The following is a 24,755-nucleotide window of genomic DNA, read 5'->3' as shown; positions in this document are numbered from 1 at the left end:
CCCCCCCCCCAGATTAACAGTGTTGTCTCGTGGGCTCGGAGAGGTGTAGAAGAGCCCCCCCGCGGCCCGCGCCAGCAGGCCGGCCAGCCGCTCGCGCGCCAGCGGCTTGGCGCAGGCGTCCAGCAGGGCCAGGCCGTGGGCCCGGGCCAGCCGCTCGGCCGCCTGCAGCACGCCCACGTCGAGCCCGGACAGCAGCACCACCGCGCCGTCGTAGCCCTGGTCGGCCACCATCCGCAGCAGTTCGATGCCGTCCAGCTCGGGCAAGCCCAGGTCGCAGATCAGCAAGTCCGGGCCGCCGCCGCGCAGCAGGGCCAGCGCGCGCAGGCTGCTCGTCTCGCACTGCACGGCGTGCGGGCCGAGGCTGGCCACCATGTCGGCCAGCAGTTCCAGCGTGAACACGTCGTCGTCCAGCAGCAGCACGCGCAGCGCGCGGGACGGGGAGGACGCGGGGGCGGGCCGGTGCATGGTCAGCGCTCGTCGGCGAAGGTGGTGTGGGTCATGATCTGCTCCGTCACCTGGTCGAGCAGGGGCCACAGCTGGGCCAGCAGGGCGCGCGCGGTGGCGTCGGCCGTGGCGTCGGCGGCCAGGTGCTCGAGCTGCAGACACAGTTCGGCCATGCCCAGCGCGCCCACGGTGCGCGCGGCCGACTTGATGCGGTGGCCCAGCTCGCGCAGCGGCTGCAGTTCGCCCTGTTCCAGCGCCGCCTCCATCTGGCGCAGGCCATCGCCGGTGGTCTGCAGGAACTTGAAGGCGAACTTGCGCACCTTGTGCGGGTCGTAGCCGAGCAGGCGGGCCAGGATGGCCAGGTCGATCACGGCCGGGTCGCCGCCCAGCGTGGCGCGGAACGCGGGCGCCCCGCAGTCCGGCGGCGGCAGCGGCGCGCCGCGTTCGGGCAGCCAGCTGGCGATGGTCTGGTACATCAGGTCGGGCTGGATCGGCTTGCTGATGAAGTCGTCCATGCCGGCGCGCAGGCAGCGCTCGCGGTCCTCGCTGGTGGCGGTGGCCGTCATGGCCAGCACCCGCGTGTCGGCCAGGCGCGGGTCGGCGCGGATCAGGCGCGTGGCCTCCAGGCCGTCCATCAGCGGCATCTGCACGTCCATCAGCACGCAGTCGAAGGCGGCCTGGCGCAGCAGTTCGAGCGCCTCGGCGCCGTTGTTGGCCAGGCACACGGAGGAGCCGGCGTCCTCCAGCATCTCCAGCGCGATCTGCTGGTTGAAGCTGTTGTCCTCCACCAGCAGGATGCGGGCGTCCTTGAGCGACTGCATCACGGTGGCCGTGCGGGCCGACGCCACCAGCTCGGCCGCCGCGTCGCTGACCTGGTGGATGATGGCCGGCACGGTGGCGTTCGAAATGCCCAGGCGCGCCGTGAACCAGAACGTGCTGCCCTGGCCGGGCGCGCTGTCCACGCCCACCTCGCCGCCCATGAGCTGGGCCAGCTGCTTGCAGATGGCCAGCCCCAGGCCCGTGCCGCCGTAGGCGCGCGTGGTGGAGGCGTCGGCCTGCTGGAACGACTGGAACAGCTTGTCCATCTCCCCGGCCGACAGGCCGATGCCGTGGTCGCGCACGTCGAAGCGCAGCAGGCAGCTGTGGGCGTCGGCGGCCAGCCGGCGCACCCGGATCGCGATCTCGCCCTGCTCGCTGAACTTGATGGCGTTGCTGGTGTAGTTGATCAGGATCTGGCCGAGGCGCAGCGGGTCGCCGCGCAGCACCGGCGGCAGGGCCGGGTCGAGGTCGAAGGTCAGCGCCAGTTCGCGGCTGGCCGCCTTGGGCGCCAGCACCGTGGTCAGGGTCTGGATCACGTGTTCGAGCGCGAAGTCGGTCTGCTCGATGTCGAGCCGGCCCGCCTCGATCTTGGAGATGTCGAGGATGTCGTCGATGATGCCCAGCAGGTGCTCGCCGGCGAAGCGGATCTTCTCCAGGTAGTCGCGCTGGCGCGGGTCGAGCTCCGTCTTCAGGGCCAGGTAGGCCATGCCGATCACGCCGTTCATCGGGGTGCGGATCTCGTGGCTCATGTTGGCCAGGAACTGGCCCTTGGCCTGGCTGGCCTCCTCGGCCAGGCGCTTGGCCTGGTCCAGCTGCTCGGTGCGCCGCGCCACCCGCTCCTCCAGGTGCTCGTTCAGTTCGCGCAGCGCCTGCTCGACGCGCTTGCTGTCGGTGATGTCGTGCGACATGCAGATCAGGTAGGCGGGCCGGCCCTCCTCGTCGAACACGGGCTTCTTCAGCACCCGCAGGTGGCGCTGCTCGTTCTGCACGCGGTGCCAGATGGTCTGCTCGTACTCGATCAGCACCCCGGCGGCGAACGCCTCGCGGTCGCGCTGGCGGAACGCCGCCAGTTGCTCGGGCGAGTGCATCACGCTGTCGTCGCCGTCGGGCAGGTCGGCGTAGGCGAAGCCCAGCTGCTGCTCGCAGGCGTGGTTCATCAGCAGGAAGCGGCCGTCCGGGTGTTTGATGAACAGGCCGGTCGGCATCATCTGGATGATCTCCTGCAGCCGCTGCTCGCTGCGGCGCAGCGCGTCCTCGGCCGCCTTGCGCTCGCCGATGTCGGTCAGGCTGGCCACCACCAGCGACACATTGCCCTGTTCGTCCGTCAGCGGCTCGGCGTTCACCGACAGCCAGCGCACGGCGCCGCCGGGCAGGTGCAGGCCCATCACGGCCTCGCGCACCGGCTCGCCGGTGGCCAGCGCCCGCTGCAGCGGGTGGCTGTCCATGTCGAAGCCGGCGCCGTCCTCGCGCAGCGCGTCCCACAGGCCGGGCGCGCCGTGTTCGAGCATGCGGGCGGCGGCCGCGTTGCTGTCGACCAGGCGGCCGGCCCCGTTCAGCACCACCAGGCCGTTGGTGACGGCGTTGAAGATCGACGCCTGGCGCTGGCTCGATTCGCGCAGCGCCGCCTCGGCCGCGCGGCGTTCCGTGATGTCGGTCAGCATGGCCAGCGTGCCGCCGTAGCTGCCGTCGTCGGCGTAGATGACGGTGGTCGAGAGCAGGCACCACAGCATGCTGCGGTCGCGCCGGTACAGGCACACGTCGCCCTGTTCCGGCTGGCCCGAGGCGCGCTGGCGCAGGTGCTGCTGCAGGCGCGCCGCGCTGGGCGCGTCCATGAAGTCGGTCATGGGGCGGCCCAGCATGTGCTCGACGTCGTAGCCGAGCATGCGCGCCATGGTGGGGTTGACGAAGTTGGTGCGGTCGTGATCGTCGCACATCCAGATGCCCTCGGCGGCCGTCTGCACGATCAGGCGGTAGCGCTCCGTGCTCGAATGGAGCGCCTGCTCGGCGCGCTGGCGCTTGGTCATGTCGCGCAGCGCCACCACCGACAAGTCCTGGCCCGACAGGGCGATCGGCGACAGGTGCACCATGGCCGGGAAGCGGCTGCCGTCGGCGCGGCAGGCCGTCAGCACCCGGCCCGGCAACTGCGGGCGCGAGAACAGTTCGCGCACATGGCCGTTGCTGCGCATGGCGTCGGGCACCAGCTGGTCCATCGAGCGGCCCTGCATGGCGCTGCCGTCGTAGCCGAACACGCGCGCGCAGGCCTGGTTGGCGTAGCGCACCTGGCCGCCGCGGTCGGCGATCAGCATCGCGTTCGGGGTCGCCTCCAGGATGGCGCACACGCGCGCCTGCTCGGCCGCCATGTGCTCGCTGATGTCGGCCAGCGTGCCGGCCGCGCGCACGGCGCGGCCGTTGGCGTCGCGTTCGAGCACGGCGCCGCGCGCCTGCACCCATTTCCAGCTGCCGTCGCGGCAGCGCATCCGGCATTCGCTGATGAAACGCTGCGGCTGCGGCGCCGCGCTGCCGAGGAAGGCGGCCATGGCGGCGCGCACGCGGGACTGGTCGTCCGGGTGCACGTGCGACAGCCAGGCCCCCGGCTCGGGCTGGAATTCGCCGGGCTCGTAGCCGAGCAGCGCGCAATAGCGGGCCGACGGTTCCAGCTTGTCCTGCTGCGGCAGCCAGGTCCACATGCCTTCGCCCGACCCTTCCAGCGCCAGGCTGGCCAGGCGCTGGGCGCCGCCCAGCCGCTCCTCGGCGTGGCGCAGGGCCGTCTTGAGCGCGCGCAGGCGCCACAGGCCGGCCGCCACCAGGGCCAGCAGCGCCAGCAGGGCGGCGCCGCCGGCCAGCGCCGCCGCCGACAGCTCGACGCGGGCCGGCGCGGGGCGGTACAGCATGCCGTCCGGCACGAAGCCGGCCGGCAGCATGCCCTGGGCCGCGAACAGGGCGGCGATGGCGCGCCACCGTTGCGGGTTGCTGTAGCCAAGTTCGATCAAGCCCTGCTCCAGCAGCGGCGCGATGTGCTGGGCCTCGTACATCAGGTGTTCGCGGCTGTGGCGTTCCGGGTAGCGGGCGCGGATCAGGTCGGCCAGCTCGCCCTGGTGCGCCATCGCGTACTGCCAGCCGCGCAAGGTGGCCTCGCGCATGGCGCGCGCGCGCAGCGGGTGCTCGCGCAGCTCGGTCTCGGTGGTGTACAGGTTGTCGCCGTAGAAGTCCATGCCGGCCGCGCGCGGCGACAGCAGCTCGTAGCTGGCGTTGCCGCGGCTGAGCACATAGGGCGCGTCGGACGCGTAGACGGACAGCACGTCGGCCCGGTCCTCCAGCAGCACGTCGTCGTCGAGCTGATACGGCAGTTGCGTCATGCGTTCGAGCGGCGCCCGCTCGTGGCGCAGGTAGGCGATCAGTTCCTCGCTGCCCGGCGCCAGCATGATGCGGCTGCCGGCCCAGGGCACGCGCTTGCCGTCCGCGTCGCGCCGCACCAGCAGGGCGGCGGCCGAGTGCTGGAAGATCGAGGCCAGCACCACCACCGGCTGGCCGCGCGCCCGGTCCAGCAGCAGCGTGCTGTCGCCGGTGCCGTACTGGGCATGGCCGTCCACCACCTGCTGCACGGGATCTTCGCCGGGGCGCGCTTCCTGCAGCGTCACCTCCAGCCCGGCCGCCCGGTAATAACCCTGGGCCTGGGCCGCGTAGTAGCCGGCGAACTGGAACTGGTGCTGCCACTTGAGCTGCACCACGACCTTGTCCGCGCCCCGCGCCGGCAGCGCGGCCGCGCACAGCAGCGCCGCAGCCACCAGCCAGCGCGGCGGGCGGCGCCGGAGCGGTCTACGGTGCGGCGCTGGACGGTTGGGCAACAAGGGCATCCCTTTCATGCGGCGGGCCGGCGCGCGCCGGCGCCGGCTTTTATTGCGAACAACTATAGCATCGAAATTTTGCCCGTAGGGTTAACTTTTGCGACGGGAAACGGCCATGGCCGCGCAGCGTGCTCTGGCGCAAAAACGCCCGCCGTTGCAGGCGTTCCGGTGACAAAGCGTGAGAATCTGGAGGGCGAAAAAGTGCTAGGCGCGATGGCCGTGCGCGGCCCTGCGGCGGGGTCCGGCCGCGATGAAAGAATATTTCATCTTGCGGCCTCTGGTGAAATTTTATTACGCGAAGCTGCCGGCGAACTGGTAGCGGTGGCCCGGATGCCACATCGTCGCCAGCGAGGCCACCATGCCGGCCGAGTGGGTTTGCCGCTTCAGCACCAGGCAGGGCTGGCGCGTGTCGATGGCCAGCATCTCGGCGATCTCGCGCGGCGGCGCCAGCGCCTCGATGCTGTAGGTGGCCCCTTGCAGGGGCGCGGCCGCCATCAGGTATTCGTTGGGGGTGAGGTGGCTGAAATCCTGTTCCATGTAGTCGGGCGCGCACAGCGGGTTGACCCAGCGGTCCTCGACCTGGATCGGCACCCCGTTCTCGAAGTGGACGATGACGGAATGGAACAGCGGGTGGCCGGGCGGCAGGTCGAACTGCTTGGCCAGCAGCTCGCCGGCCTTGCCCCGTTCCAGCAGGCGCAGGTTGGAGCGGTGCACGTGGCCGCGCGCGCGCACCTCGTCGGCGATGCTCTTGATCTCGAGCAGGGTGGCCTGGTACTTCTGCTGGGCCACGTAGGTGCCGGCGCCCTGGCGGCGGGTGAGCACCTGTTCGGCCGTCAGTTCGCGCACGGCGCGGTTGACGGTCATGCGCGAGACGCCGAACTGGCGCGTGAGCGCCTGCTCGGACGGGATCACGTCGCCTTCCTTCCATGTGCCGGCGGCGATCTGGGCCAGCAGGTAATCCTTGATGCGCTGGAAAATCGGGGTGTTTTCTTGCGGGGCTGACTGGTCCAAACGGCTTCTCCGTAGGCCGGCCTGGGGTGGACGGCTCGTCCGTCATTTTAGCATTTGGACATGCGGGAGGGGCAGTCGGCCGGGGACGGCGCTGTGCCGAACCGGGGGCAGGCCCCCAGGAACGGGGGCGGACCCCAAGCGCCAAAGCCAACGGCGGTGCTCCGATCCGGCGGCGCGATTCAAAAGCAAGCGCCGGAGTGCGGGGCTGCGCGGCGGCCACTAACATGGCATCATCCATCATCATTCAACGGAGCGGGCCATGAGCCACACCCCCTACGCCAGCGACGAACAGCGCTGGGAAGCCGTGCAGCGGCGCGACGCCGACGCCGACGGCGTGTTCTACTACTCGGTGCGCAGCACCGGCGTGTATTGCCGCCCCTCGTGCGGCGCGCGCGCGGCCCTGCGCCGCAACGTGGCCTTCCACGACAGCCGCGAGGCGGCCGAGCGGGCCGGCTTCCGGCCCTGCCTGCGCTGCAAGCCCGACCAGCCGCCGCTGGCCGAGCGCCAGCGCGCCATCGTGGCCCAGGCCTGCCGCCTGATCGCGGCGGCCGACGCGGAGCCCGACCTCGACACGCTGGCCGCCGCCGTGGGCGTGAGCCGCTTCCACTTCCACCGCCTGTTCAAGGCCCACACCGGCATCACGCCCAAGGCCTACGCGGCGGCCGAGCGGGCGCGCCGCCTGCAGGACGGGCTGGCCGCCGCGCCATCGGTGACCGACGCCATCTACGCGGCCGGCTTCAATTCCAGCGGGCGCTTCTACGCCCAGTCGCCCGCCGTGCTGGGCATGACGCCGCGCGCGTTCCGCGCCGGCGGCAGCGGCGCGGCGATCCGCTTCGCCATCGGCGCCTGCACGCTGGGCGCGATCTTGGTGGCCAGCACCGAGCGCGGCATCTGCGCCATCCTGATGGGCGACGACCCGGACGCGCTGGCGCGCGACCTGCAGGACCGCTTCCCCCGGGCCGAGTTGCTGGGCGCCGAACCCGATTACGAGCAGGTGGTGGCGCGCGTGGTGGCGCTGGTCGAGGCGCCCGGCATCGGCCTGGACTTGCCGCTGGACGTGCGCGGCACGGCGTTCCAGCAGCGCGTGTGGCAGGCGCTGCGCGCCATCCCGGCCGGCAGCACGGTCAGCTACACGGAACTGGCCGAGCAGGTGGGCCTGCCGAACGGCGCGCGCGCCGTGGCCGGCGCCTGCGCGGCCAACGCGCTGGCCGTGGCCGTGCCGTGCCACCGTGTGGTGCGCAACGACGGCGCGCTGTCCGGCTACCGCTGGGGCGTGGAGCGCAAGGCGGCGCTGCTGGAGCGCGAGGGCGCGCAATGCGGCGCGGAACGGCGGTAAGAGGAGGCGGTCGGTGAAGAACGGTGAACTTGATTTTGGCGCCGGCGCACCGCCGCGCCAGCCGCGCAAGGCGGCCCCGGGGCAGGCCACGCCGGCCGCCGCGGACAGTGCCGTCGGTGCGGCCAAGGCGGCCAAAGCCAGCGGTACGGTCGGTGCCATGAGTGCAGCCGAAGCCTCCGGTGCGGTCGGCGTCATCAATGCAGCCAAAGCTTCCGGCGCGGCCGGTGCCGCCAGTGCGGTCGGCGCTGTCACGACGGCCAGCGCGGCCGAACTGGACGCCGCGCGGCAGGCCGCCCGCCAGGCCGCCGCGCGGCGCGCGATCGGCACGGCCGTCGGCATCGCCGCGCACGTGGCGGGGCTGGACTGGCAAGCCATCGCCGAGGAGCTGGACATGAACGGCTACGCCGTCGTGCCGGGTATGCTGACGGCCGACGAGTGCGCGGCCATGGCGGCCCAGTACGACCACGGCGACTTGTTCCGCAGCCGCATCGTGATGGCGCAGCATGGTTTTGGCAGCGGCGAGTACCAGTATTTCCGCTACCCTCTGCCGTCCACGGTGGCGGCGCTGCGGCAAGCCCTGTACGGGCCGCTGGCCGCCATCGCCAACCGCTGGCATGGCTTGCTGGGGAGCGCCACGCGCTTCCCCGCCGACCACGCGGAATTCCTGGCGCGCTGCCACGCGGCCGGCCAGCAGCGGCCGACGCCGCTGTTGCTGCGCTACCGCCCCGGCGACTACAACTGCCTGCACCAGGATTTGTACGGCGAACACGTGTTCCCGTTGCAGGCGGCGGTGCTGTTGTCGCAACCGGGCGCGGATTTCGACGGCGGGGAATTCGTGCTGACGGAACAGCGACCGCGCCAGCAGTCGCGGGTGGAGGTGGTGCCGCTCAAGCGCGGCGACATGGTGATCTTCCCCGTGTCCGAGCGGCCGGCCTAGGGCGCGCGCGGCGTGTACCGGGCCGGCACGCGGCATGGGGTGAGCCGGCTCCGCTCAGGCTTGCGCCACACGCTGGGATTGATCTGCCACGACGCCGCCTGATACGTGCGCAAAAAACCGGGGTCAGGTCATGCGATCAGGCAATCAAGCAGCTTGCTTGATTGCCTGATCGCATGACCTGACCCCGGTTTGCGACGTTACGACGGGCTCTGCACGCTTTTCTGGGTCTGGTACAGCCGCGCATACAGTCCGCCGCGCGCCAGCAGCGCGTCGTGGCTGCCCATTTCGGCGATGCGGCCGGCGTCCATCACGACGATGCGGTCGGCGTTCTCGATGGTCGACAGCCGGTGCGCGATGACGACCGTGGTGCGGCCCCGCATCAGCACCTCCAGCGCGGCCTGCACCAGCCGTTCCGATTCCGTGTCCAGCGCGCTGGTCGCCTCGTCCAGGATCAGGATGGGCGCGTCCTTGTACAGCGCGCGGGCGATGGCCAGCCGCTGGCGCTGGCCGCCCGACAGGCGCAGCCCGTTCTCGCCCACCGGCGTCTGGTAGCCCTGCGGCTGGCGCACGATGAATTCATGCGCGTGCGCGGCGCGCGCGGCCGCCTCGATCCGCTCGCGCGACGGCGCCGGGTCGCCATAGGCGATGTTGGCCGCCAGCGAGTCGTTGAACAGCACCACGTCCTGGCTCACCAGCGCGATCTGGCGCCGCAGGGCGTCGAGGCGGTAGTCGCGCAGGTCCACGCCGTCGAGCGTGATGCGGCCGCCGCTGACGTCGTAGAAGCGCGGCAGCAGGCCGGCCAGCGTGGTCTTGCCGCTGCCCGAGCTGCCCACCAGGGCCACCGTCTCGCCGGCGGCGATGGCGAGCGACACGCCGTCGAGCGCGGGGCGCGCCTCGGCGTCGTCGGGACGGTAGTGGAAGCTGACCTGTTCCAGCGCCAGCCGGCCGGCCGCCCGTTCGATGGCGCGCTCGCCGCGATCGGCCTCGGAATCGGTGTCGATCAGGCTGAACACGGATTCGGCGGCGGCCAGGCCGCGCTGCATCGGTTCGTTGATCTTGGTGAGGTTCTTGATCGGCGACTGCATGGCCATCAGCGAGCCCATGAAGGCGACGAAGGCGCCCGGCGACAGCGCGCCGGCCTGGGCCCGCAGCAGCGCGAAGTAGATCACGGACGACAGGGTGATCCCCACCAGCAGCATGATGGCGGCCGAGTTCATGGCGGCGGTGGACGCGTGCTTGACGGCCAGCTGGCGATTGAGCTTGACCACGCGGTCGAAGCGGCGCTGTTCGTATTGCTGGCCGCCGAAGATCTTCACCACGCGCTGGCCGCTGATGCTCTCGTCGAGCACATTGGTCAGCTCCCCCATGGCTTGCTGCGCGCTCTGGCTCAGGTGGCGCATGCGGCGCCCGGCGAAGGTGACGATCAGCGCCACCAGCGGCAGCAGGCCGAGGCAGAACACGGCCAGTTGCCAGTCGATGCTGAACAGCGAGATCAGGTAGCCGACCGTGGCCACCGAGTCGCGCACGGCCACGTTGATCACATTCAGGCCGGCCTGGGCCACCTGGGCGGCGTCGAACGCCACGCGCGACAGCGTGGTGCCGGTGGAGGTGCCGTCGAAATAGCGGTTGGGCAGGCGCAGGATGCGCGCGAACATGGTTTCGCGCAGATTGGCCTGCACCCGGCTCGACAGCCACGCCGCGCCGTATTCGCCGGCGAAGCTGGCCAGCATGCGCACCACGGCCAGGCTGACGATGATGGCGGGGATGGTCCACAGCGCGGCGCGGGTCGGGTCCTGCGGCAGCAGCACCCCCAGCAGCTCCTGCATGGCGCCCAGCAGGCCGGTGGCCGGACCGGCGCTGCGCGTCAGGCTGCTGGCCGGGGCCAGCGCGTCCACCACGTTCTGCAGCTGGCGGATCAGCAGCACGTCGGTGGCCGAGGCCACGCCCACGGCCGTCAGGGTGGCGGCGGCGATCCAGGCGTAAGGGCGGAACTGGCGCAGCAGGCGCAGATAGAGGAGTCGGCTGTTCACTATGGTGGGCGGTGGTCGGCGAAGGCTGCATTGTACCTGCATCGGCGGCCCCGCCCGGCGCCGCGCGGGCGTGGCCGGGTGTTGCGTTGGCGAAACACTTTGCAGTTAAGAAGCCAATTCTCTCCAAATATCACTCGCCTGCTGAAACTGGATGAAGTTAGACTGGATTCGTCCCGGCGCGCAGGCACAACGCGCCGCGGGCAGTACTTGGGAAGCTGTTGCCACGACAACAGGAGGCTAGATGAAAGCACAGACACAGTGGGCGGCCGCGGCGCTGCTGCTGGCGGCCATGGCGGCGCCGGCGCGGGCGGAGCTGGTCATCATCGTCAACCCGCAGAACCCCGCCACCCGCATGTTCCCCTCGCAGGCGGCCCAGTTCTTCCTGGGCGGATCGGTGTTGTTCACCCCCATCGAGCAGCCCGAGGGGTCGCCGATCCGGGCCGAATTCGACAAGAAGGTGCTGGAGAAGACGCCGGCCCAGGTGGAAGCCATCTGGTCCAAGATCGTGTTCGCGGCCAAGGGCAAACCGCCCAAGGAATGCAAATCCAGCGCCGAAGTGAAGCAGGCGGTGGCCGGGAACGTGAACGCCATCGGCTATATCGAAAAAGCGGCCGTCGATGACACCGTGAAGGTCATCGCCACCGTACCTTGAACGCCCCGTCCTGAACTGGAGATAGCTCGATGAACAAACATATCATGGCTTGGGCGATCGCGTTGCTGGCATCCGGCAGCGCCGCCGCCATCGACCTCAGCGACGACGGCTCGCTGAAACTGACCGGCTTTTACAACCTGACCGGCGCCAAGGTGCTGAGCGGCTCGGCCCAGGGCAGCAGCACGCCGTGGACCTACCAGCAATGGAAATGCCCGTGCACGGTGCAGGGCTGGGAATACGCGTCCGTCTACGAGAAGAGCGAAGGCTGGCAGTTCGACCGCGAATCGCTGGTGGGCTTGCAGCTGAAGAAGGAATTCTCGCCCACGCTGTCGGCCACGGCCCAGGTGCTGGTGCGGGCCAACAACCCCAACCGAGGCTCGCGTCCCACGCTGGACTGGGCCTACCTGACGTGGCAACCGTCGGCCGATTCGGCCTGGACGGTGCAGGCCGGCCAGTTCCGCATCCCGCTCTACTACTACAGCGACTACCTGTACATCGGCTACGCCTACCCGTGGGTGCGGCCGGCGCCGGACGTGTATGGCTGGCCGATCTACGCCTACCAGGGCGCCAACGTCACCTACCGCACGCAGCTGGGCGCCAGCGACTGGGCCGGCACCTTCCACGTGTGGGGCGGCGGCTACACCCAGCACAACGACGCCTACGACACGCTGATCTACTACACCACGCCCACCCATGAATCGTGGAAGGACATGATAGGCGGCTACGTGTCGGCCAACAACGGCGTGTTCGACGTGCGCGCCATGCTGATGCACTACAAGGACACCACCTGGCAGGACGCGCCCGGCGGCGGCCGCACCACGCTGGTCGACGCGCAGGGCACGCGCATCATGGGTCTCTCGGCCAACATGGATTACAAGGACTGGCTGGTCAAGTCGGAACTGGACCGCTATGAGCAGGTGGACGACGCCAAGGGCATCAACAACGTCTACAAGTATGCGCTGATCGGGGTCGGCTACCAGTACGGGGCCTGGACGCCGATGTACACGTTCTCGCGCTACACGACGGTGACGGAGCCGATCGAGGCGCGCAACACCCAGTACCTGTCGCTGCGCTGGGACTTCCGCAAGAACATGGCGCTCAAGGTCCAGTACGACGTCAGCAAGGACAAGTCGCATTACGCCTATCCGTTCTTCGGCGATTCCAAGCTGCTTTCCGTCTCGCTGCAGGGCTTGTTCTAACCCGCCGCCGCGCCACCAGACGCCGCACGCTCCCATCCGGGCGTGCGGCGTTTTGCATTTGGAGCGGCGCGGGGGGACGCGGAGAGGTCGGGGCCAGAATTCGGTTGACTTAGTTGTATAGACAACTTATTCTTCGAGGATGCGCAGGCCGCGCGTGGCGTATCGCGCCCGGCCGCCCCCATCATCTTGAGGAGACACCATGACCACCCCTTCGACCGCCCTGGACAACGATCCCCGCTACGACGCCAGCCGTGACATCCGCGCCCCGCGCGGCCCCGAGCGCACTTGCAAGAGCTGGGGCGCCGAGGCGGCCTACCGCATGATCCAGAACAATCTGGACAAAGAGGTGGCGGAGAATCCCAAGCATCTGGTGGTGTACGGCGGCATCGGCCGCGCGGCCCGCAACTGGGCCTGCTACGACCAGATCCTGGCCTCGTTGCGCGCGCTGGAGGACAACCAGACCTTGCTGATCCAGTCCGGCAAGCCGGTCGGCGTGTTCCAGACCCACGAGGACGCGCCACGCGTGCTGATCGCCAATTCCAACCTGGTGCCCAAGTGGGCCAACTGGGAGCACTTCAATGAACTGGACCGCAAGGGTCTGTTCATGTACGGCCAGATGACGGCCGGCAGCTGGATCTACATCGGCACCCAGGGCATCGTGCAGGGCACGTATGAGACGTTCGCGGAGGCGGGCCGCCAGCACTTCGGCGGCGACATGAAGGGCCGCTGGATCCTGACGGCGGGCCTGGGCGGCATGGGCGGCGCGCAGCCGCTGGCCGCCACCATGGCCGGCGCCGTGTCGCTGACGGTCGAGTGCCAGCAGAGCAGCATCGACTTCCGCCTGCGCACCCGCTACCTCGACAAGCAGGCCGCTACCATCGACGAGGCGCTGGAACTGGTCAAGCACCACACGGCGCGCGGCGACGCGATCTCCATCGGCCTGCTGGGTAACGCGGCCGAAGTGCTGCCGGAACTGGTGCGCCGCGCCAAGGACGGTGGCCTGGTGCCCGACATGGTGACGGACCAGACTTCCGCCCACGATCTGATCAACGGCTACCTGCCGCGCGGCTGGAGCGTGGCCGACTGGAAGAGCGCGCAGCAGGACCCCGAGCGCCACGCGCGCCTGAAGGCCGCCGCCGCCGATTCGTGCGCCGCCCATGTGCAAGCCATGCTTGAATTCCAGGCGTTGGGCGCGAAAGTGGTCGACTACGGCAACAACATCCGCCAGGTCGCGTTCGATCAGGGCGTGCTGAACGCGTTCGACTTCCCCGGTTTCGTGCCGGCCTACATCCGGCCGCAGTTCTGCGAAGGCCGCGGCCCGTTCCGCTGGGTGGCGCTGTCGGGCGATCCGGAGGACATTTACAAGACCGACGCCAAGATCAAGGAACTGTTCCCGCACCACGCGCAGGTGCACCGCTGGCTCGACATGGCGCGCGAGCGCATCGCCTTCCAGGGCCTGCCGGCGCGCATCTGCTGGCTGGGTCTGGGCGAGCGCCACATCGCCGGTCTGGCCTTCAATGAGATGGTGCGCAAGGGCGAGCTGAAGGCGCCCATCGTGATCGGCCGCGACCATCTGGACACGGGTTCCGTGGCCAGCCCGAACCGGGAAACGGAGAGCATGAAGGACGGCACGGACGCCGTCTCAGACTGGCCGCTGCTGAACGCGCTGCTCAACACGGCCGGCGGCGCCACCTGGGTCTCGCTGCACCACGGCGGCGGCGTGGGCATGGGATACTCGCAGCATTCCGGCGTGGTGATCGTGGCCGATGGTACGGACGCCGCCGCGCGCCGCCTGGGCCGGGTGCTGGTCAACGATTGCGGCTCGGGCGTGATGCGCCACGCCGATGCGGGCTACGAGACGGCCATCGCCTGCGCCAAGCGCAACGGCCTGAACCTCCCCATGATCAAGTAACCGCTCAAATAATTCAGGAAGCACTACGATGAAACAAGCACAGAAAAACGCATGGACCCTCAAGCCGGGCAAGATCACCCTGTCCGAACTGCGGGCCGTATGGAACGAGGCGGGCCGATTGACGCTGGCCGCCGAAGCCTATCCCGTGGTCGAAGCGTCGGCCGCCGCCGTGCAGGCCATCGTCGCCAAGGGTGACGCGGCCTACGGCATCAACACCGGCTTCGGCCTGCTGGCCAAGACCCGCATCCCCGATGAGAAGCTGGAGCAGTTGCAGCGCAACCTGATCCTGTCGCACTCGGTGGGCACGGGCGAGCTGCTGTCGGACGGCGTGGTGCGCCTCGTGATGCTGATGAAGATCGGCAGCCTGGCGCGCGGCTACTCGGGCGTGCGCCCGCTGATCGTCGACACGCTGATCGCGCTGTACAACGCCGGCATCATGCCGGCCATTCCGGCCAAGGGCTCGGTGGGCGCCTCGGGCGACCTGGCGCCGCTGTCGCACATGACGCTGGCCATGCTGGGCGTGGGCGAGGTGCGCGTGAACGGTGAACTGATGCAGGCCGCCGACGCGCTCAAGGCCGCCGGCATCGCGCCCGTGGTGCTGGCCGCCAAGGAGGGGCTGGCGCTGATCAATGGCACCCAGGTGTCGAACGCGCTGGCGCTGCATGGCCTGTTCATGGCCGAGCGTTTGCTGGAGGCGGCCATGGTCACCGGCTCGCTGTCGCTGGACGCGGCCAAGGGCAGCGATTCGCCGTTCGACGCGCGCGTGCACGAGGTGCGCGGCCAGCCGGGCCAGATCGCCGCCGCCGCCATCTACCGCCAGCTGGTGACGGGCAGCGCGATCCGCGCCTCGCACCTGGTGGGCGACGAGCGCGTGCAGGATCCGTACTGCCTGCGCTGCCAGCCGCAGGTGATGGGCGCCTGCATGGACCTGATCGCCAACGCGGCGCGCACGCTGCTGATCGAGGCCAACGCCGTCACCGACAATCCGCTGATCTTCCAGGACGCGGCCGGCGGCCTGCCCAACATCGTCTCGGGCGGCAATTTCCACGCCGAGCCGGTGGCCTTCGCCGCCGACACGCTGGCGCTGGCCATCGCGGAAATCGGCAGCATCTCCGAGCGTCGCATCTCGCTGCTGATCGACGCCACCTTGTCCGGCCTGCCGCCGTTCCTGGTGCGCGACCCCGGCGTCAATTCCGGCTTCATGATCGCCCATGTGACGGCGGCCGCGCTGGCGTCGGAGAACAAGTCGCTGGCCCACCCGGCCAGCGTGGACACCATCCCCACCTCGGCCAACCAGGAGGACCATGTGAGCATGGCCACCTTCGGCGCGCGCCGGCTGGACGATATGGCCAACAACACGGCCGTCATCGTCGGCATCGAACTGCTGGCCGCCGCGCAGGGCATCGACTTCCACCGTCCGCTCAAGACCTCGCCGCAACTGGAGCACGTGCACGCGCAATTGCGCCAGCAGGTGCCGTTCTTCGACGCCGACCGCTTCTTCGCGCCCGACATCGAGGCGGCCAAGCGCATGGTGCTGAAGGGCGAATTGAGCGCCAAGTGCAAGAGTTTGTTCGCGCCGCTGCATCCGTGACGCGGGAGGGATAACCATGGACTTTCAATTCAAGGCGGGCAGCATTCCCCTGCTGGTGTCGATGCCGCACGTGGGCACCGACATCCCGGACGACATCGCGGCCCGCATGACGGGCGCCGCGACCGAGAAGGCCGACACGGACTGGCATCTGGTGCGGCTGTACGACTTCCTCGGCGAGATGGGCGCGTCCACGCTGTCGGCGCGCTGGTCGCGCTATGTGATCGACCTGAACCGCCCGCCGGAGAACACCAACTTGTATCCGGGCCAGGACACGACGGGCCTGTGCCCGCTCGACACCTTCCACCGCGAGCCGCTGTATCGCGACGGCGATGCGCCGGACGAGGCGGAGGTGCAGCGCCGCCTGAAGCTGTACTGGCAGCCCTATCACGCGCAGTTGCGCGCGGAGCTGGACCGGCTGCTGGCCATCCACGGCAAGGTGGTGCTGTGGGACGCGCATTCGATCGCGTCCGTCGTGCCGCGCTTCTTCGAGGGCAAGCTGCCCGACCTGAACTTCGGCACGGCCGACGGCGCCAGCTGCGCGCCCGGTTTGATGCAAGCCATCGTGGCCCACGCGCGCGCGCAGGAGCGCTACACGGTGGCCGTCAATGGCCGTTTCAAGGGCGGCCACATCACGCGCCACTACGGCCAGCCGGGCGCGCGCGTGCATGCGATCCAGTTGGAGATGTGCCAGTCCACCTACATGGACGAGCGCGCGCCGTTCGCCTACCGCCCGGATCTGGCGGATCAGATCCAGGGTCTGCTGCGTCAGATGACGCAGGCGGCGGCCGACTGGGCCGGCGCATGACGGCCGGCCCGCACACGGCACCGGATGCGGCGTGCGGCGCATCGGCAACGCCGGTAACGCAGCCAACGCAGCCAACGCCGGAGGCTGGTCGCGCACTGTACGCGCGTCACGCGCTGCTGCCCGAAGGCTGGCGCCAGGACGTGCTGCTGGGGTGGGACGCCGCCGGCAACCTGACGGTCGTGACGCCCGATGCGGCGCAGCCGGCCGGCGTGGAGGTGGCGCAGTACGCGCTGCCGGGCATGGTCAACCTGCATTCGCACAGCTTCCAGCGCGCGCTGGGCGGCAAGACAGAGCGGGCCGGCGACGGCCCGGACAGCTTCTGGACCTGGCGCGAGCTGATGTACCGCTTCGCCCGCAACATCACGCCGGCGCAGATCGAGGCCATCGCGGCCCAGTTGTTTTCGGAATGCCTGCGCCATGGCTACACGGCCGTGTGCGAATTCCATTACGTGCAGCGCACGCCGGACGGCGCCATGTACCCGCGCCCGGCCGAGACGGCGGAACGCGTGATCGCGGCCGCACGATTGGCCGGCATCGGCATCACCATGCTGCCTGTGTTGTATAGTTATTCCGGTTTTGGTGAGCAGGCGCTCAAGCCGGAACAGCAGCGTTTCCGCACGGACGTGCGCGACGTGCTGGCCGTGATCGAGGCGCTGGAGCCCTTGCGCGACGGGCAGACGGAGGTGGGCGTGGCGCCCCATTCGCTGCGCGCGGCCACGGTGGAACAGATCGGCCAGGTGCTGACGGTGTTGCCGTCCGGCCGTCCCGTGCACATTCACATCGCGGAGCAGCAGGCGGAGGTGGCGCAGTCGCTGGCCTGGAGCGGACGCCGCCCGGTGCAGTGGCTGATGGAAAACGCGGCCGTGGACCAGCGCTGGTGTCTGATCCACGCCACGCATTTGCTGGACGATGAAGTGGCGGCGCTGGCGGCCAGCGGCGCCGTTGCCGGCCTGTGTCCGACCACGGAAGCGAACCTGGGCGACGGCCTGTTCCCCCTGCAGCCCTACCTGGCGGCCGGTGGCCGCTTCGGCGTCGGCAGCGACAGCCACATCTCGCAGGGCGCGGTGGAGGAGTTGCGCTGGCTCGAATATGGGCAGCGTTTGGCCCAACAGCGGCGTAATATTGCGGTATCGTCCGCGCAGCGCAACGTGGGCGATTTTTTGTGGCAGGGCGCCCTGCACGGCGGGGCGCAGGCGGCGGGACGGCCGCTGGGCGCGCTGGCGCCCGGCAAGCGTGCCGACGTGATCGTGCTGGACGACGACCATCCCAACCTGTTCGGGCTGGCGCTGGACGAGGTGCTGGGCACCTTCATCTTCAGCGGCAACGACAACCTGGTGCGGGACGTGATGGTGGGCGGCCAGTGGGTAGTGCGCAAGCAGCAGCACGTGGCGCAGCAGGCCATCGCCGCGCGCTTCCGGCAGACCTTGGCCGAACTGAGGGAGTTCCGATGACCCAGCTGATCCAGTACGCAAGCCTACGGCCCACCCCATGGAAGAACGGTGGCGGCAGCACCACGGAAATCGTCGTCATGCCGCCCGGCGCGGACTTCGACCACTTCGACTGGCGCATCAGCCTGGCCACCATCACCCAGGACGGGCCGTTCTCGCCGTTCCCCGGCATCGACCGTTCGCTGGCGCTGGTGGACGGCGACGGCGTGCTGCTCGACTTCGGGCACGAACGATTCGTGCTCAGTCCCAGCGAACCATTGATCGAATTTCCCGGCGAGTCCGCTGTTGACGCCACCATCACGGGCGGCCTGACGACCGACTTCAACGTGATGACGCGGCGTGGCCGCTGCCGCCACCGGCTGGAGCGGCGCGTGGTGCGCGGCCATCAGGAGCTGGTACGGCGCAGCGCCACCACGGTGCTGTTCCTGGCCGAGGGCGAGAGCCTGACCTTGAGCAGCGCCACCGAGCGCATCGCGCTGGTGCGCTACGACGCCGTGGTGCTCGATTCGGACGAGGCGTGGACCATGGACACCATCCAGGCCACGGTGCTGGTGGCCGACATCATTCCTCACTAAAAAGACCAACGCATGACCGCAGCCTGGGATACCCTGTTCATCAATGTGCACCTGGCCACCATGGCCGACGGTTATGGCGAAATCCGCGACGGCGCCATCGCCATGCGCGACGGCCGCATCGCCTGGCTGGGGCCGCGCGCCGAACTTCCCGCCGGCGCGCTGGAATCGTCCCGCGCCGTGCACGATGGCGAGGGCTGCTGGCTCACGCCCGGCCTGATCGACTGCCACACCCACATCGTCCACGCCGGCAACCGCAGCGATGAATTCGAGGCGCGCCTGAACGGCGCCACCTACGAGGACATCGCCCGCGCCGGCGGCGGCATCATGTCCACCGTGCGCGCCACCCGCGCCGCCACCGAGGACGAGCTGCTGGCGCAGAGCCTGCCGCGCGTGGCCGCCCTGCTGGCCGAGGGCGTGACCACCATCGAAATCAAATCCGGCTACGGTCTGGACCTGGAGACGGAGGCGAAGATGCTGCGCGTGGCGCGCCGCGTGGGCCGGGAGCTGCCGGTGAGCGTGGCCACCACCTTCCTGGGCGCGCACGCGCTGCCGCCCGAGTTCGCGGGCCGCGCCGAGCACTACATCGCCGAAGTGTGCGCCATGCTCGACACGCTGGCCGAACAGGGCCTGGCCGACGCCGTGGATGCGTTCTGCGAGCGGATCGGTTTTTCGGCCGAACAGACCGAACGCGTGTTCGTGGCCGCCCAGCGCCATGGCTTGCCCGTCAAGCTGCACGCCGAGCAGTTGTCGGACCAGGGCGGGGCGCAGCTGGTGGCCCGCTACGGCGGCCTGTCGGCCGACCACCTCGAACACGTGAGCGCGGACGGCATCGCCGCCATGGCGCGCGCGGGCACGGTGGCCGTGCTGCTGCCGGGCGCTTATTACTTCCTGCGCGAGACGGTGCAGCCGCCCGTGGCGGCGCTGCGCGCGGCCGGGGTGCCGATGGCGCTGGCCACGGACTGCAATCCCGGCACGTCGCCCATGACGTCGCTGCTGCTGACCATGAACATGGCGTGCACGCTGTGGCGGCTCACGCCGCAGGAGGCGCTGGCCGGCTGCACCATCCATGCGGCGCGCGCGCTGGGGCGGGCACATGACATCGGCACCCTGGCCGTGGACAAGCGGGCTGATTTCGCGTTGTGGCGCATCGCCCGCCCGGCCGATTTATCGTATGCGATCGGCTTCAACCCCTGCGCGGGCGTGGTGAATTCCGGCGTGTTCCGGGCGCCCGTGGTTTAGAGGGATTCCTCGAATTTCCGTCCGTGCGGCGGTTTGATCAGGTACATTATCACGAGCGTTTTTCCGACTCTCTGCCAGCACCAGGATCGCCATGCCCGTGTTACCGCCGTCGTTCGCCCTGAAATCCCTCGTCTCCACCGTGTTGCTGGCGCTGGCCGCCCAGGCGCTGGCGCAGGATCCCGCACCCGTCACCACGCCCCACACGGGCGAAGTGTCGGCCGTCGCCACGCCGGCGGCCGCGCCGGTCAATCCGCTGGCGGCGATGCTCGCTGCCGCGGCGGCGCCCAAGCCGTTCCTGGAGGTGGTGCGCGGGGCGGCCCACGTGCCGGGCTTCCTGCCCTTGTACCAGAAGGAGGAGAAAGTATGGCTGGAGCTGCGTCCGGAGATGTTCGACCGGCCCATCTTCATGTCCATCAACAACACCAACGGCATCGGCGAGCGTGGCTTCTACGGCGGCCAGATGGGCGAGAGCCAGGTGGTGTACTTCCACCGCATCGGCAACCTGGTGCAGATGATCGCCAAGAACACCCGCTACAGCGCGCGCGGCGGCACGCCGCAGGCGCTGGCCGTGTCGCAGGCCTATTCGGACAGCCTGCTGGCCGCCGCGCCCGTGGCCAGCGCGCCCCATCCGCAGACCCACGGGGTGCTGATCGAGGCCAATGCGTTGTTGTTTAGCGACATACCCGGTTATTCCACCCGTCTCGAATACGCGTACCGGATGCCGTTCGTGCTGGACGCGCGCAACAGCAGCTTCGTCACGCTGCGGGCCGACGAGGCCATGACGGGCCTGCGTGTGAGCGCCCACTACGCCGTGCCACGGATGGCCGCGCCGCCCATCACGCCGCAGCCCGTGGCGCTGCCCGGTCCGCCCACCACGCTGCCGGATCCGCGCAGCATGTTCCTCGGTTTCTACTACAGCTTCATGCCGCTGCCGGCGGAACCGATGCACGCGCGCCCGGCGGACGACCGCATCGGCCACTTCGTCACCACCACCCAGGACTTCACGGACGATGTCCGGCCCACCACGGCCAGCCACGTGATCGAGCGCTGGCGGCTGGAGAAGAAGGACCCGTCGTTGCCGCTGTCGGAACCGAAGCAGCCGATCGTGTACTGGCTGGACAAGAACATCCCCGAGAAGTACCGCAAATCCGTCGAGCAGGGCGTGCTGGCCTGGAACGCCGCGTTCGAGCGCATCGGCTTCAAGGACGCCATCGTCGTGCGCCAGCAGACGGAGCAGGACCACTTCGACACGCTCGACGCGCGTCACGCCTCGATCCGCTGGTTCATCGGCAGCGACGCCGCCTTCGCCATCGGCCCGACGCAGGTGGACCCGCGCAGCGGCGAGATCCTGGACGCCGACATCGCCATGTCCGACGTGTTCGCGCGCGACGCGCGCCGCGCGGCCGGCGAGGGCGATACGGGCAAAGTGGCGCAGCCGGTCGGCGATGGCGAGACGCACTGCGATTACATGCTGGACTCGGCCCAGGAGATGGGCTTCGCGCTGGATCTGCTGGAAGCGCGCGGCGAAGTGGGCCTCGATAGCCCGCAGGCCGACGCCGTGGCCCAGGCCTATGTGCGTTCGGTCGTCATGCATGAAGTGGGGCACACGCTGGGCCTGCGCCACAACTTCCGCGCCTCCACCGTGTACGACCTCAAGCAGCTGCAGGACCCGGCGTTCACGGAGCGCAACGGCATGACCGGCTCCGTGATGGATTACGCGCCGTTCAACCTGTCCGTCAAGGGTGAGCGCCAAGGCGAGTTTGTGGCCTCCACGCTGGGCCCTTACGATTACTGGGCCATCGAATACGCCTACAAGCCGATCGCGCAGGAGCAGGAGAAGGACGAACTGGCGAAGATCGCGGGCCGCTCGAACGAACCGCAACTGGCGTTCGGCACCGACCAGGAAGTGGATGGCCGGGCGGCCGACCCCGACGTCAACGCCTTCGACCTGGGCAGCGATCCGCTGGCCTATGTGCAGCGCCGCCTGACCCTGTCGCGCGAGCTGTGGGACCGGCTGCAAACGCGCCAGCTCAAGCCCGGCGAGAGCTACGAATCGCTGCGCCGCAGCTTCGACTATGGCTTCGTGCAGTTCGCGCGCGCGTTGCCGGTGGTGGTCAAGTACGTGGGCGGCCAGACCTATCTGCGCGACCACGCGGGCACGGGGCGGGCCACGTTCACGCCGGTGGCCCTGCCGCGCCAGCGGGCCGCGTTGCAGATGCTGACGGGTAGCCTGTTCCAGGCCGACAGCTTCAAGTTCGCGCCGGCCATGATCAGCCGGTTGGGGCCGGACCATTTCGAATCGCGCGGCCGGCCGGACGTGTCGGTGGGCGGACGTGTGCTGCTGCTGCAATCGGCGGCGCTGGACCAGCTGATGTCCGACGCGGTGGCCACGCGCGTGCTCGATTCGCAGGAGAAGCTGGAGGACGGCAGGAAGGCGCTCAGTCTCGACGAGCTGTATGGCACCTTGCAGTCGGCCGTGTGGAGCGAGCTCAAGACGGGCAAGGAGATCACGGGCATGCGCCGCAACCTGCAGCGCGCGCACCTGAAGCGGCTGGCCAACATGCTGCTGCGGCCGACGGCCACCACGCCGGCCGACGCGCGCAGCCTGCAGCGCGAGCATGCGCTGGAGCTGCAGCGCGAGATCCGCGCCGCGCTGGCCAAGCCGGGCAGCCGCGAGAACAAGGCGCATCTGGACGAGTGCTACGAAACGCTGAACCAGGCGCTCAAGGCGTCCATGGTGCGCCTCGGCGCCTGACGCCCACCGCGTGCGCCCTCCGGCAGTGGTAAGCTGGCCGGATTGCTGAAACGACAGGGGGGCGCGTGCGCGAACGGGAAGATCGGAGCAACGCCGGACGCTGGACGGCCCGGCTGCTGTGGCAGGCCATGTGCTGGCTCGCGTGCGCGTACGTGCACACGTGCGCGGCGGCGGCGCCCTCGGCATCGCCGCTGGCATCGCCGGCGGACGGCGCGCAAACCACATTGCGCATCGGCTCCAAGCGCTTCACGGAATCGTACATCCTGGGCGAGCTGCTGGCGCAGACGGCGGCCCCGTATGCGCGCACCGAACACCTGCAAGGATTGGGCAACACGGCCATCGTGTTGGCCGCGCTACGGGCCGGGAAGATCGACGTGTATCCCGAATATATGGGCACCATCGACCAGGAAATCCTGCGTCACAAGGAACCGGCCACGCTGGAGCAGATCGGACGCGAACTGGCGCCGCTGGGGCTGGGCGTGGCCGTGCCGCTGGGCTTCAACAACACCTACGCGCTGGCCGTGCGCGGCGGCCCCGATGGCCCGCGCACCTTGAGCGATCTGGCGGCCCGGCCCACGCTGCGGTTCGGCCTGTCGCACGAATTCATCGGCCGCGCGGATGGTTGGCCCGGACTGGCGCGGCGCTACGGCCTGCCGCAGCAGCCGGCCGGCCTCGATCACGGCATCGCCTACGACGCGCTCAAACAGGGACAGGTGGACGTGATCGACATCTACTCGACCGACGCCAAGATCGCCCGTTACGGCCTGCGCGTGCTCGACGACGACCGCCACTACTTCCCGCGCTACGACGCCGTGCTGCTGTACCGGCTGGACGCGGCGGCCCGCTTTCCCGCCGCATGGGCCGCGTTGGGCCGGCTGCAAGGGCGCATCAGCGCGGCCGACATGATCGCCATGAACGGCGCCGCCGAAATCGACGGCCAGAGCTTCGCCGCCGTGGCGCGCGGGTGGCTGGCGGCGCATCCGTTGCGGGCGGCGCCGGTCGCGACAGGTTCGGCATACCCGGCCCCGCGCGCCGGCCTGCTGGCCAAGATCTTCGATGACAAACTGTGGCCCCTCACGCGCCAGCACATCACTCTGGTGCTGATCGCCGTCGGCCTGGCCTGCGCGGTGGGCATCCCGCTCGGTGTGCTGGCCGCTTACGTGCCGCGCCTGCGGCAGGCCGTGCTGGCGCTGGTGGGCGTGCTGCAGACGGTGCCGTCGCTGGCCCTGCTGGCGTTGTTGATCCCTTTGCTCGGCATCGGCGCGGTGCCGGCGCTGGTGGCGTTGTTCGTCTATGCGCTGCTGCCGGTGGTGCGCAATACCTGCACCGGCATGCTGCAAGTGCCGCAGGGGCTGCGACTGGCGGCGCTGGCGCTGGGCCTGCGGCCGCATCAACGGTTGTGGCATGTCGAGCTGCCGCTGGCGCTGCCGGTGATCCTGGCGGGTGTGAAGACGGCCGCCGTGATGAGCGTGGGCACGGCCACCATCGCCGCCTTCATCGGCGCCGGCGGCTACGGCGAACGCATCACCATCGGCCTCGCCTTGAACGACAACGACATGCTGCTGGCCGGCGCCATTCCCGCCGCCGTGCTGGCCCTGCTGACCCAGGGCGCGTTTGAACTACTGGAGCGGATGGCGGGGCGCGCCACGTCACAGCGCATGTAATTTCGCGCGCACCACGGCTACTTCGCGGTGCAGCAGGCGTTCTGCCTGGAAGTCGTTCTCGCGCTGGGCGGCGATGGTGTGCAGGTGGCGCTGGCAATGGTCGAGCCGCGAGCGCAGGTAGGCCTTGTAGAGCAGCAAGGCGAAGGGCGGCAACTTGTTCATGGCGGGCTCCCGGACGAGGTGACAATCCATGGTACGGCTCGCCGAAGGGCGGGCCTTGTGCCGCATCAAGGGGCGCCGGACGGTGCGCGCATGTTAGGTGGATGTAAGCAAGATTGAGCTGGCGTAAGCAAATGTAAAGTACCTGCGCGCGTCATCGCGGGGACGCTTATAGTGAAGGCGTTGCTTCAATCTCCCCTCCCACTCAACATGGGTTCAATCCCACGCGGCGCCTGGCGCCCGTGGGATTTTTTTTTGGCTATGTCCTCGCTAAGTGTGGGAAGTAGCCGACCGCCGAACTGAGCATGACTTCCGGGCTGGCAATGCGGTCGCC

General features: G+C 69.5%; 16 protein-coding genes and 1 pseudogene. 12 read left to right on the top strand and 5 right to left on the bottom strand.

Going from position 1 to position 24,755, the window contains the following annotated elements:
- The 3 genes from AC1RQG_RS27060 to hutC form a co-directional block, all read right to left on the bottom strand.
- Nucleotides 1–465 (bottom strand): response regulator (locus AC1RQG_RS27060; RefSeq protein WP_493136376.1); only part of this gene is annotated, 465 nt, incomplete at its 3' end.
- Nucleotides 466–467: 2 nt separating this feature from the next.
- Nucleotides 468–5,126: a PAS domain S-box protein gene (locus AC1RQG_RS27055; protein ID WP_493136374.1), complete on the bottom strand. Its 4,659-nt coding sequence runs from the start codon at nucleotides 5,124–5,126 to the stop codon at nucleotides 468–470.
- Nucleotides 5,127–5,399: 273 nt separating this feature from the next.
- On the bottom strand, nucleotides 5,400–6,119 hold the full coding sequence (gene hutC / locus AC1RQG_RS27050) for a histidine utilization transcriptional repressor HutC (protein ID WP_182166330.1): 720 nt from the start codon (nucleotides 6,117–6,119) through the stop codon (nucleotides 5,400–5,402).
- Between the two features lie 259 nt (nucleotides 6,120–6,378).
- Between hutC and ada the strand changes: the two genes are divergently transcribed.
- Together ada and AC1RQG_RS27040 are read left to right on the top strand one after the other, a co-directional pair.
- The gene (gene ada, locus AC1RQG_RS27045; protein WP_493136371.1) at nucleotides 6,379–7,455 is read left to right on the top strand and encodes a bifunctional DNA-binding transcriptional regulator/O6-methylguanine-DNA methyltransferase Ada; all 1,077 of its coding nucleotides are present in this window, start codon (nucleotides 6,379–6,381) and stop codon (nucleotides 7,453–7,455) included.
- 391 nt (nucleotides 7,456–7,846) lie between these two features.
- Nucleotides 7,847–8,494 (top strand): annotated as a pseudogene (locus tag AC1RQG_RS27040) (2OG-Fe(II) oxygenase).
- Nucleotides 8,495–8,589: 95 nt separating this feature from the next.
- Here AC1RQG_RS27040 and msbA read toward each other — a convergent pair.
- Entirely contained in the window at nucleotides 8,590–10,422 is a 1,833-nt protein-coding gene (msbA, locus tag AC1RQG_RS27035) for a lipid A export permease/ATP-binding protein MsbA (protein WP_493136369.1), read from the bottom strand.
- 241 nt (nucleotides 10,423–10,663) lie between these two features.
- On the opposite strand from msbA, the gene AC1RQG_RS27030 reads away from it, so the two are divergent.
- The 10 genes from AC1RQG_RS27030 to AC1RQG_RS26985 all read left to right on the top strand — a co-directional run bounded on the left by AC1RQG_RS27030 (nucleotide 10,664) and on the right by AC1RQG_RS26985 (nucleotide 24,262).
- Nucleotides 10,664–11,074 carry a type 2 periplasmic-binding domain-containing protein gene (locus AC1RQG_RS27030; protein ID WP_493136366.1) on the top strand — a complete coding sequence of 137 codons (411 nt, stop codon included), beginning with the start codon at nucleotides 10,664–10,666 and terminating at the stop codon, nucleotides 11,072–11,074.
- Nucleotides 11,075–11,103: 29 nt separating this feature from the next.
- Nucleotides 11,104–12,273 carry a hypothetical protein gene (locus tag AC1RQG_RS27025; RefSeq protein WP_493136364.1) on the top strand — a complete coding sequence of 390 codons (1,170 nt, stop codon included), beginning with the start codon at nucleotides 11,104–11,106 and terminating at the stop codon, nucleotides 12,271–12,273.
- Nucleotides 12,274–12,472: 199 nt separating this feature from the next.
- The gene (gene hutU, locus AC1RQG_RS27020; RefSeq protein WP_493136361.1) at nucleotides 12,473–14,185 is read left to right on the top strand and encodes a urocanate hydratase; all 1,713 of its coding nucleotides are present in this window, start codon (nucleotides 12,473–12,475) and stop codon (nucleotides 14,183–14,185) included.
- Between the two features lie 28 nt (nucleotides 14,186–14,213).
- A complete protein-coding gene (gene hutH / locus AC1RQG_RS27015) occupies nucleotides 14,214–15,776 on the top strand; it encodes a histidine ammonia-lyase (protein WP_493136359.1) in 1,563 nt (520 codons plus the stop codon).
- A 16-nt stretch (nucleotides 15,777–15,792) separates the two neighbouring features.
- On the top strand, nucleotides 15,793–16,581 hold the full coding sequence (gene hutG / locus AC1RQG_RS27010; protein ID WP_493136357.1) for an N-formylglutamate deformylase: 789 nt from the start codon (nucleotides 15,793–15,795) through the stop codon (nucleotides 16,579–16,581).
- Nucleotides 16,578–18,032: a formimidoylglutamate deiminase gene (locus AC1RQG_RS27005; protein WP_493136354.1), complete on the top strand. Its 1,455-nt coding sequence runs from the start codon at nucleotides 16,578–16,580 to the stop codon at nucleotides 18,030–18,032. Before hutG ends, AC1RQG_RS27005 begins: the two co-directional genes overlap by 4 nt.
- Nucleotides 18,029–18,604, top strand: a complete 576-nt coding sequence (locus AC1RQG_RS27000) for a HutD/Ves family protein (RefSeq protein ID WP_493136352.1) — start codon at nucleotides 18,029–18,031, stop codon at nucleotides 18,602–18,604. The genes AC1RQG_RS27005 and AC1RQG_RS27000 overlap by 4 nt, the downstream gene beginning before the upstream one ends.
- A 12-nt stretch (nucleotides 18,605–18,616) precedes the next feature.
- Nucleotides 18,617–19,843: an imidazolonepropionase gene (gene hutI, locus AC1RQG_RS26995; protein WP_493136349.1), complete on the top strand. Its 1,227-nt coding sequence runs from the start codon at nucleotides 18,617–18,619 to the stop codon at nucleotides 19,841–19,843.
- 91 nt (nucleotides 19,844–19,934) lie between these two features.
- Entirely contained in the window at nucleotides 19,935–22,598 is a 2,664-nt protein-coding gene (locus AC1RQG_RS26990; RefSeq protein WP_493136348.1) for a zinc-dependent metalloprotease, read from the top strand.
- 128 nt (nucleotides 22,599–22,726) lie between these two features.
- Nucleotides 22,727–24,262, top strand: a complete 1,536-nt coding sequence (locus AC1RQG_RS26985; RefSeq protein ID WP_493136378.1) for a glycine betaine ABC transporter substrate-binding protein — start codon at nucleotides 22,727–22,729, stop codon at nucleotides 24,260–24,262.
- Here AC1RQG_RS26985 and AC1RQG_RS26980 read toward each other — a convergent pair.
- Nucleotides 24,248–24,424 (bottom strand): hypothetical protein, encoded by a 177-nt coding sequence (locus tag AC1RQG_RS26980; protein ID WP_493136346.1) that lies wholly within the window; start codon nucleotides 24,422–24,424, stop codon nucleotides 24,248–24,250. The genes AC1RQG_RS26985 and AC1RQG_RS26980 overlap by 15 nt on opposite strands.
- Between the last annotated feature and the right edge of the window lie 331 nt (nucleotides 24,425–24,755).

It is taken from the genome of Rugamonas sp. GW822-FHT03B10 (assembly GCF_058801745.1).
Note: the sequence above shows the minus strand (reverse complement) of the source record. Positions and strands in the feature narration are given on the sequence as shown.

Bases quoted from the DNA above. Each gene is read 5' to 3' on its own strand.
- AC1RQG_RS27055 (WP_493136374.1), bottom strand. From the start codon at position 5,126: ATGAAAGGGATGCCCTTGTTGCCCAACCGTCCAGCGCCGCACCGTAGA.
- ada (WP_493136371.1), top strand. From the start codon at position 6,379: ATGAGCCACACCCCCTACGCCAGCGACGAACAGCGCTGGGAAGCCGTG.
- AC1RQG_RS27030 (WP_493136366.1), top strand. From the start codon at position 10,664: ATGAAAGCACAGACACAGTGGGCGGCCGCGGCGCTGCTGCTGGCGGCC.
- AC1RQG_RS27025 (WP_493136364.1), top strand. From the start codon at position 11,104: ATGAACAAACATATCATGGCTTGGGCGATCGCGTTGCTGGCATCCGGC.
- hutU (WP_493136361.1), top strand. From the start codon at position 12,473: ATGACCACCCCTTCGACCGCCCTGGACAACGATCCCCGCTACGACGCC.
- hutH (WP_493136359.1), top strand. From the start codon at position 14,214: ATGAAACAAGCACAGAAAAACGCATGGACCCTCAAGCCGGGCAAGATC.
- hutG (WP_493136357.1), top strand. From the start codon at position 15,793: ATGGACTTTCAATTCAAGGCGGGCAGCATTCCCCTGCTGGTGTCGATG.
- AC1RQG_RS27005 (WP_493136354.1), top strand. From the start codon at position 16,578: ATGACGGCCGGCCCGCACACGGCACCGGATGCGGCGTGCGGCGCATCG.
- AC1RQG_RS27000 (WP_493136352.1), top strand. From the start codon at position 18,029: ATGACCCAGCTGATCCAGTACGCAAGCCTACGGCCCACCCCATGGAAG.
- hutI (WP_493136349.1), top strand. From the start codon at position 18,617: ATGACCGCAGCCTGGGATACCCTGTTCATCAATGTGCACCTGGCCACC.
- AC1RQG_RS26990 (WP_493136348.1), top strand. From the start codon at position 19,935: ATGCCCGTGTTACCGCCGTCGTTCGCCCTGAAATCCCTCGTCTCCACC.
- AC1RQG_RS26985 (WP_493136378.1), top strand. From the start codon at position 22,727: ATGTGCTGGCTCGCGTGCGCGTACGTGCACACGTGCGCGGCGGCGGCG.
- AC1RQG_RS26980 (WP_493136346.1), bottom strand. From the start codon at position 24,424: ATGAACAAGTTGCCGCCCTTCGCCTTGCTGCTCTACAAGGCCTACCTG.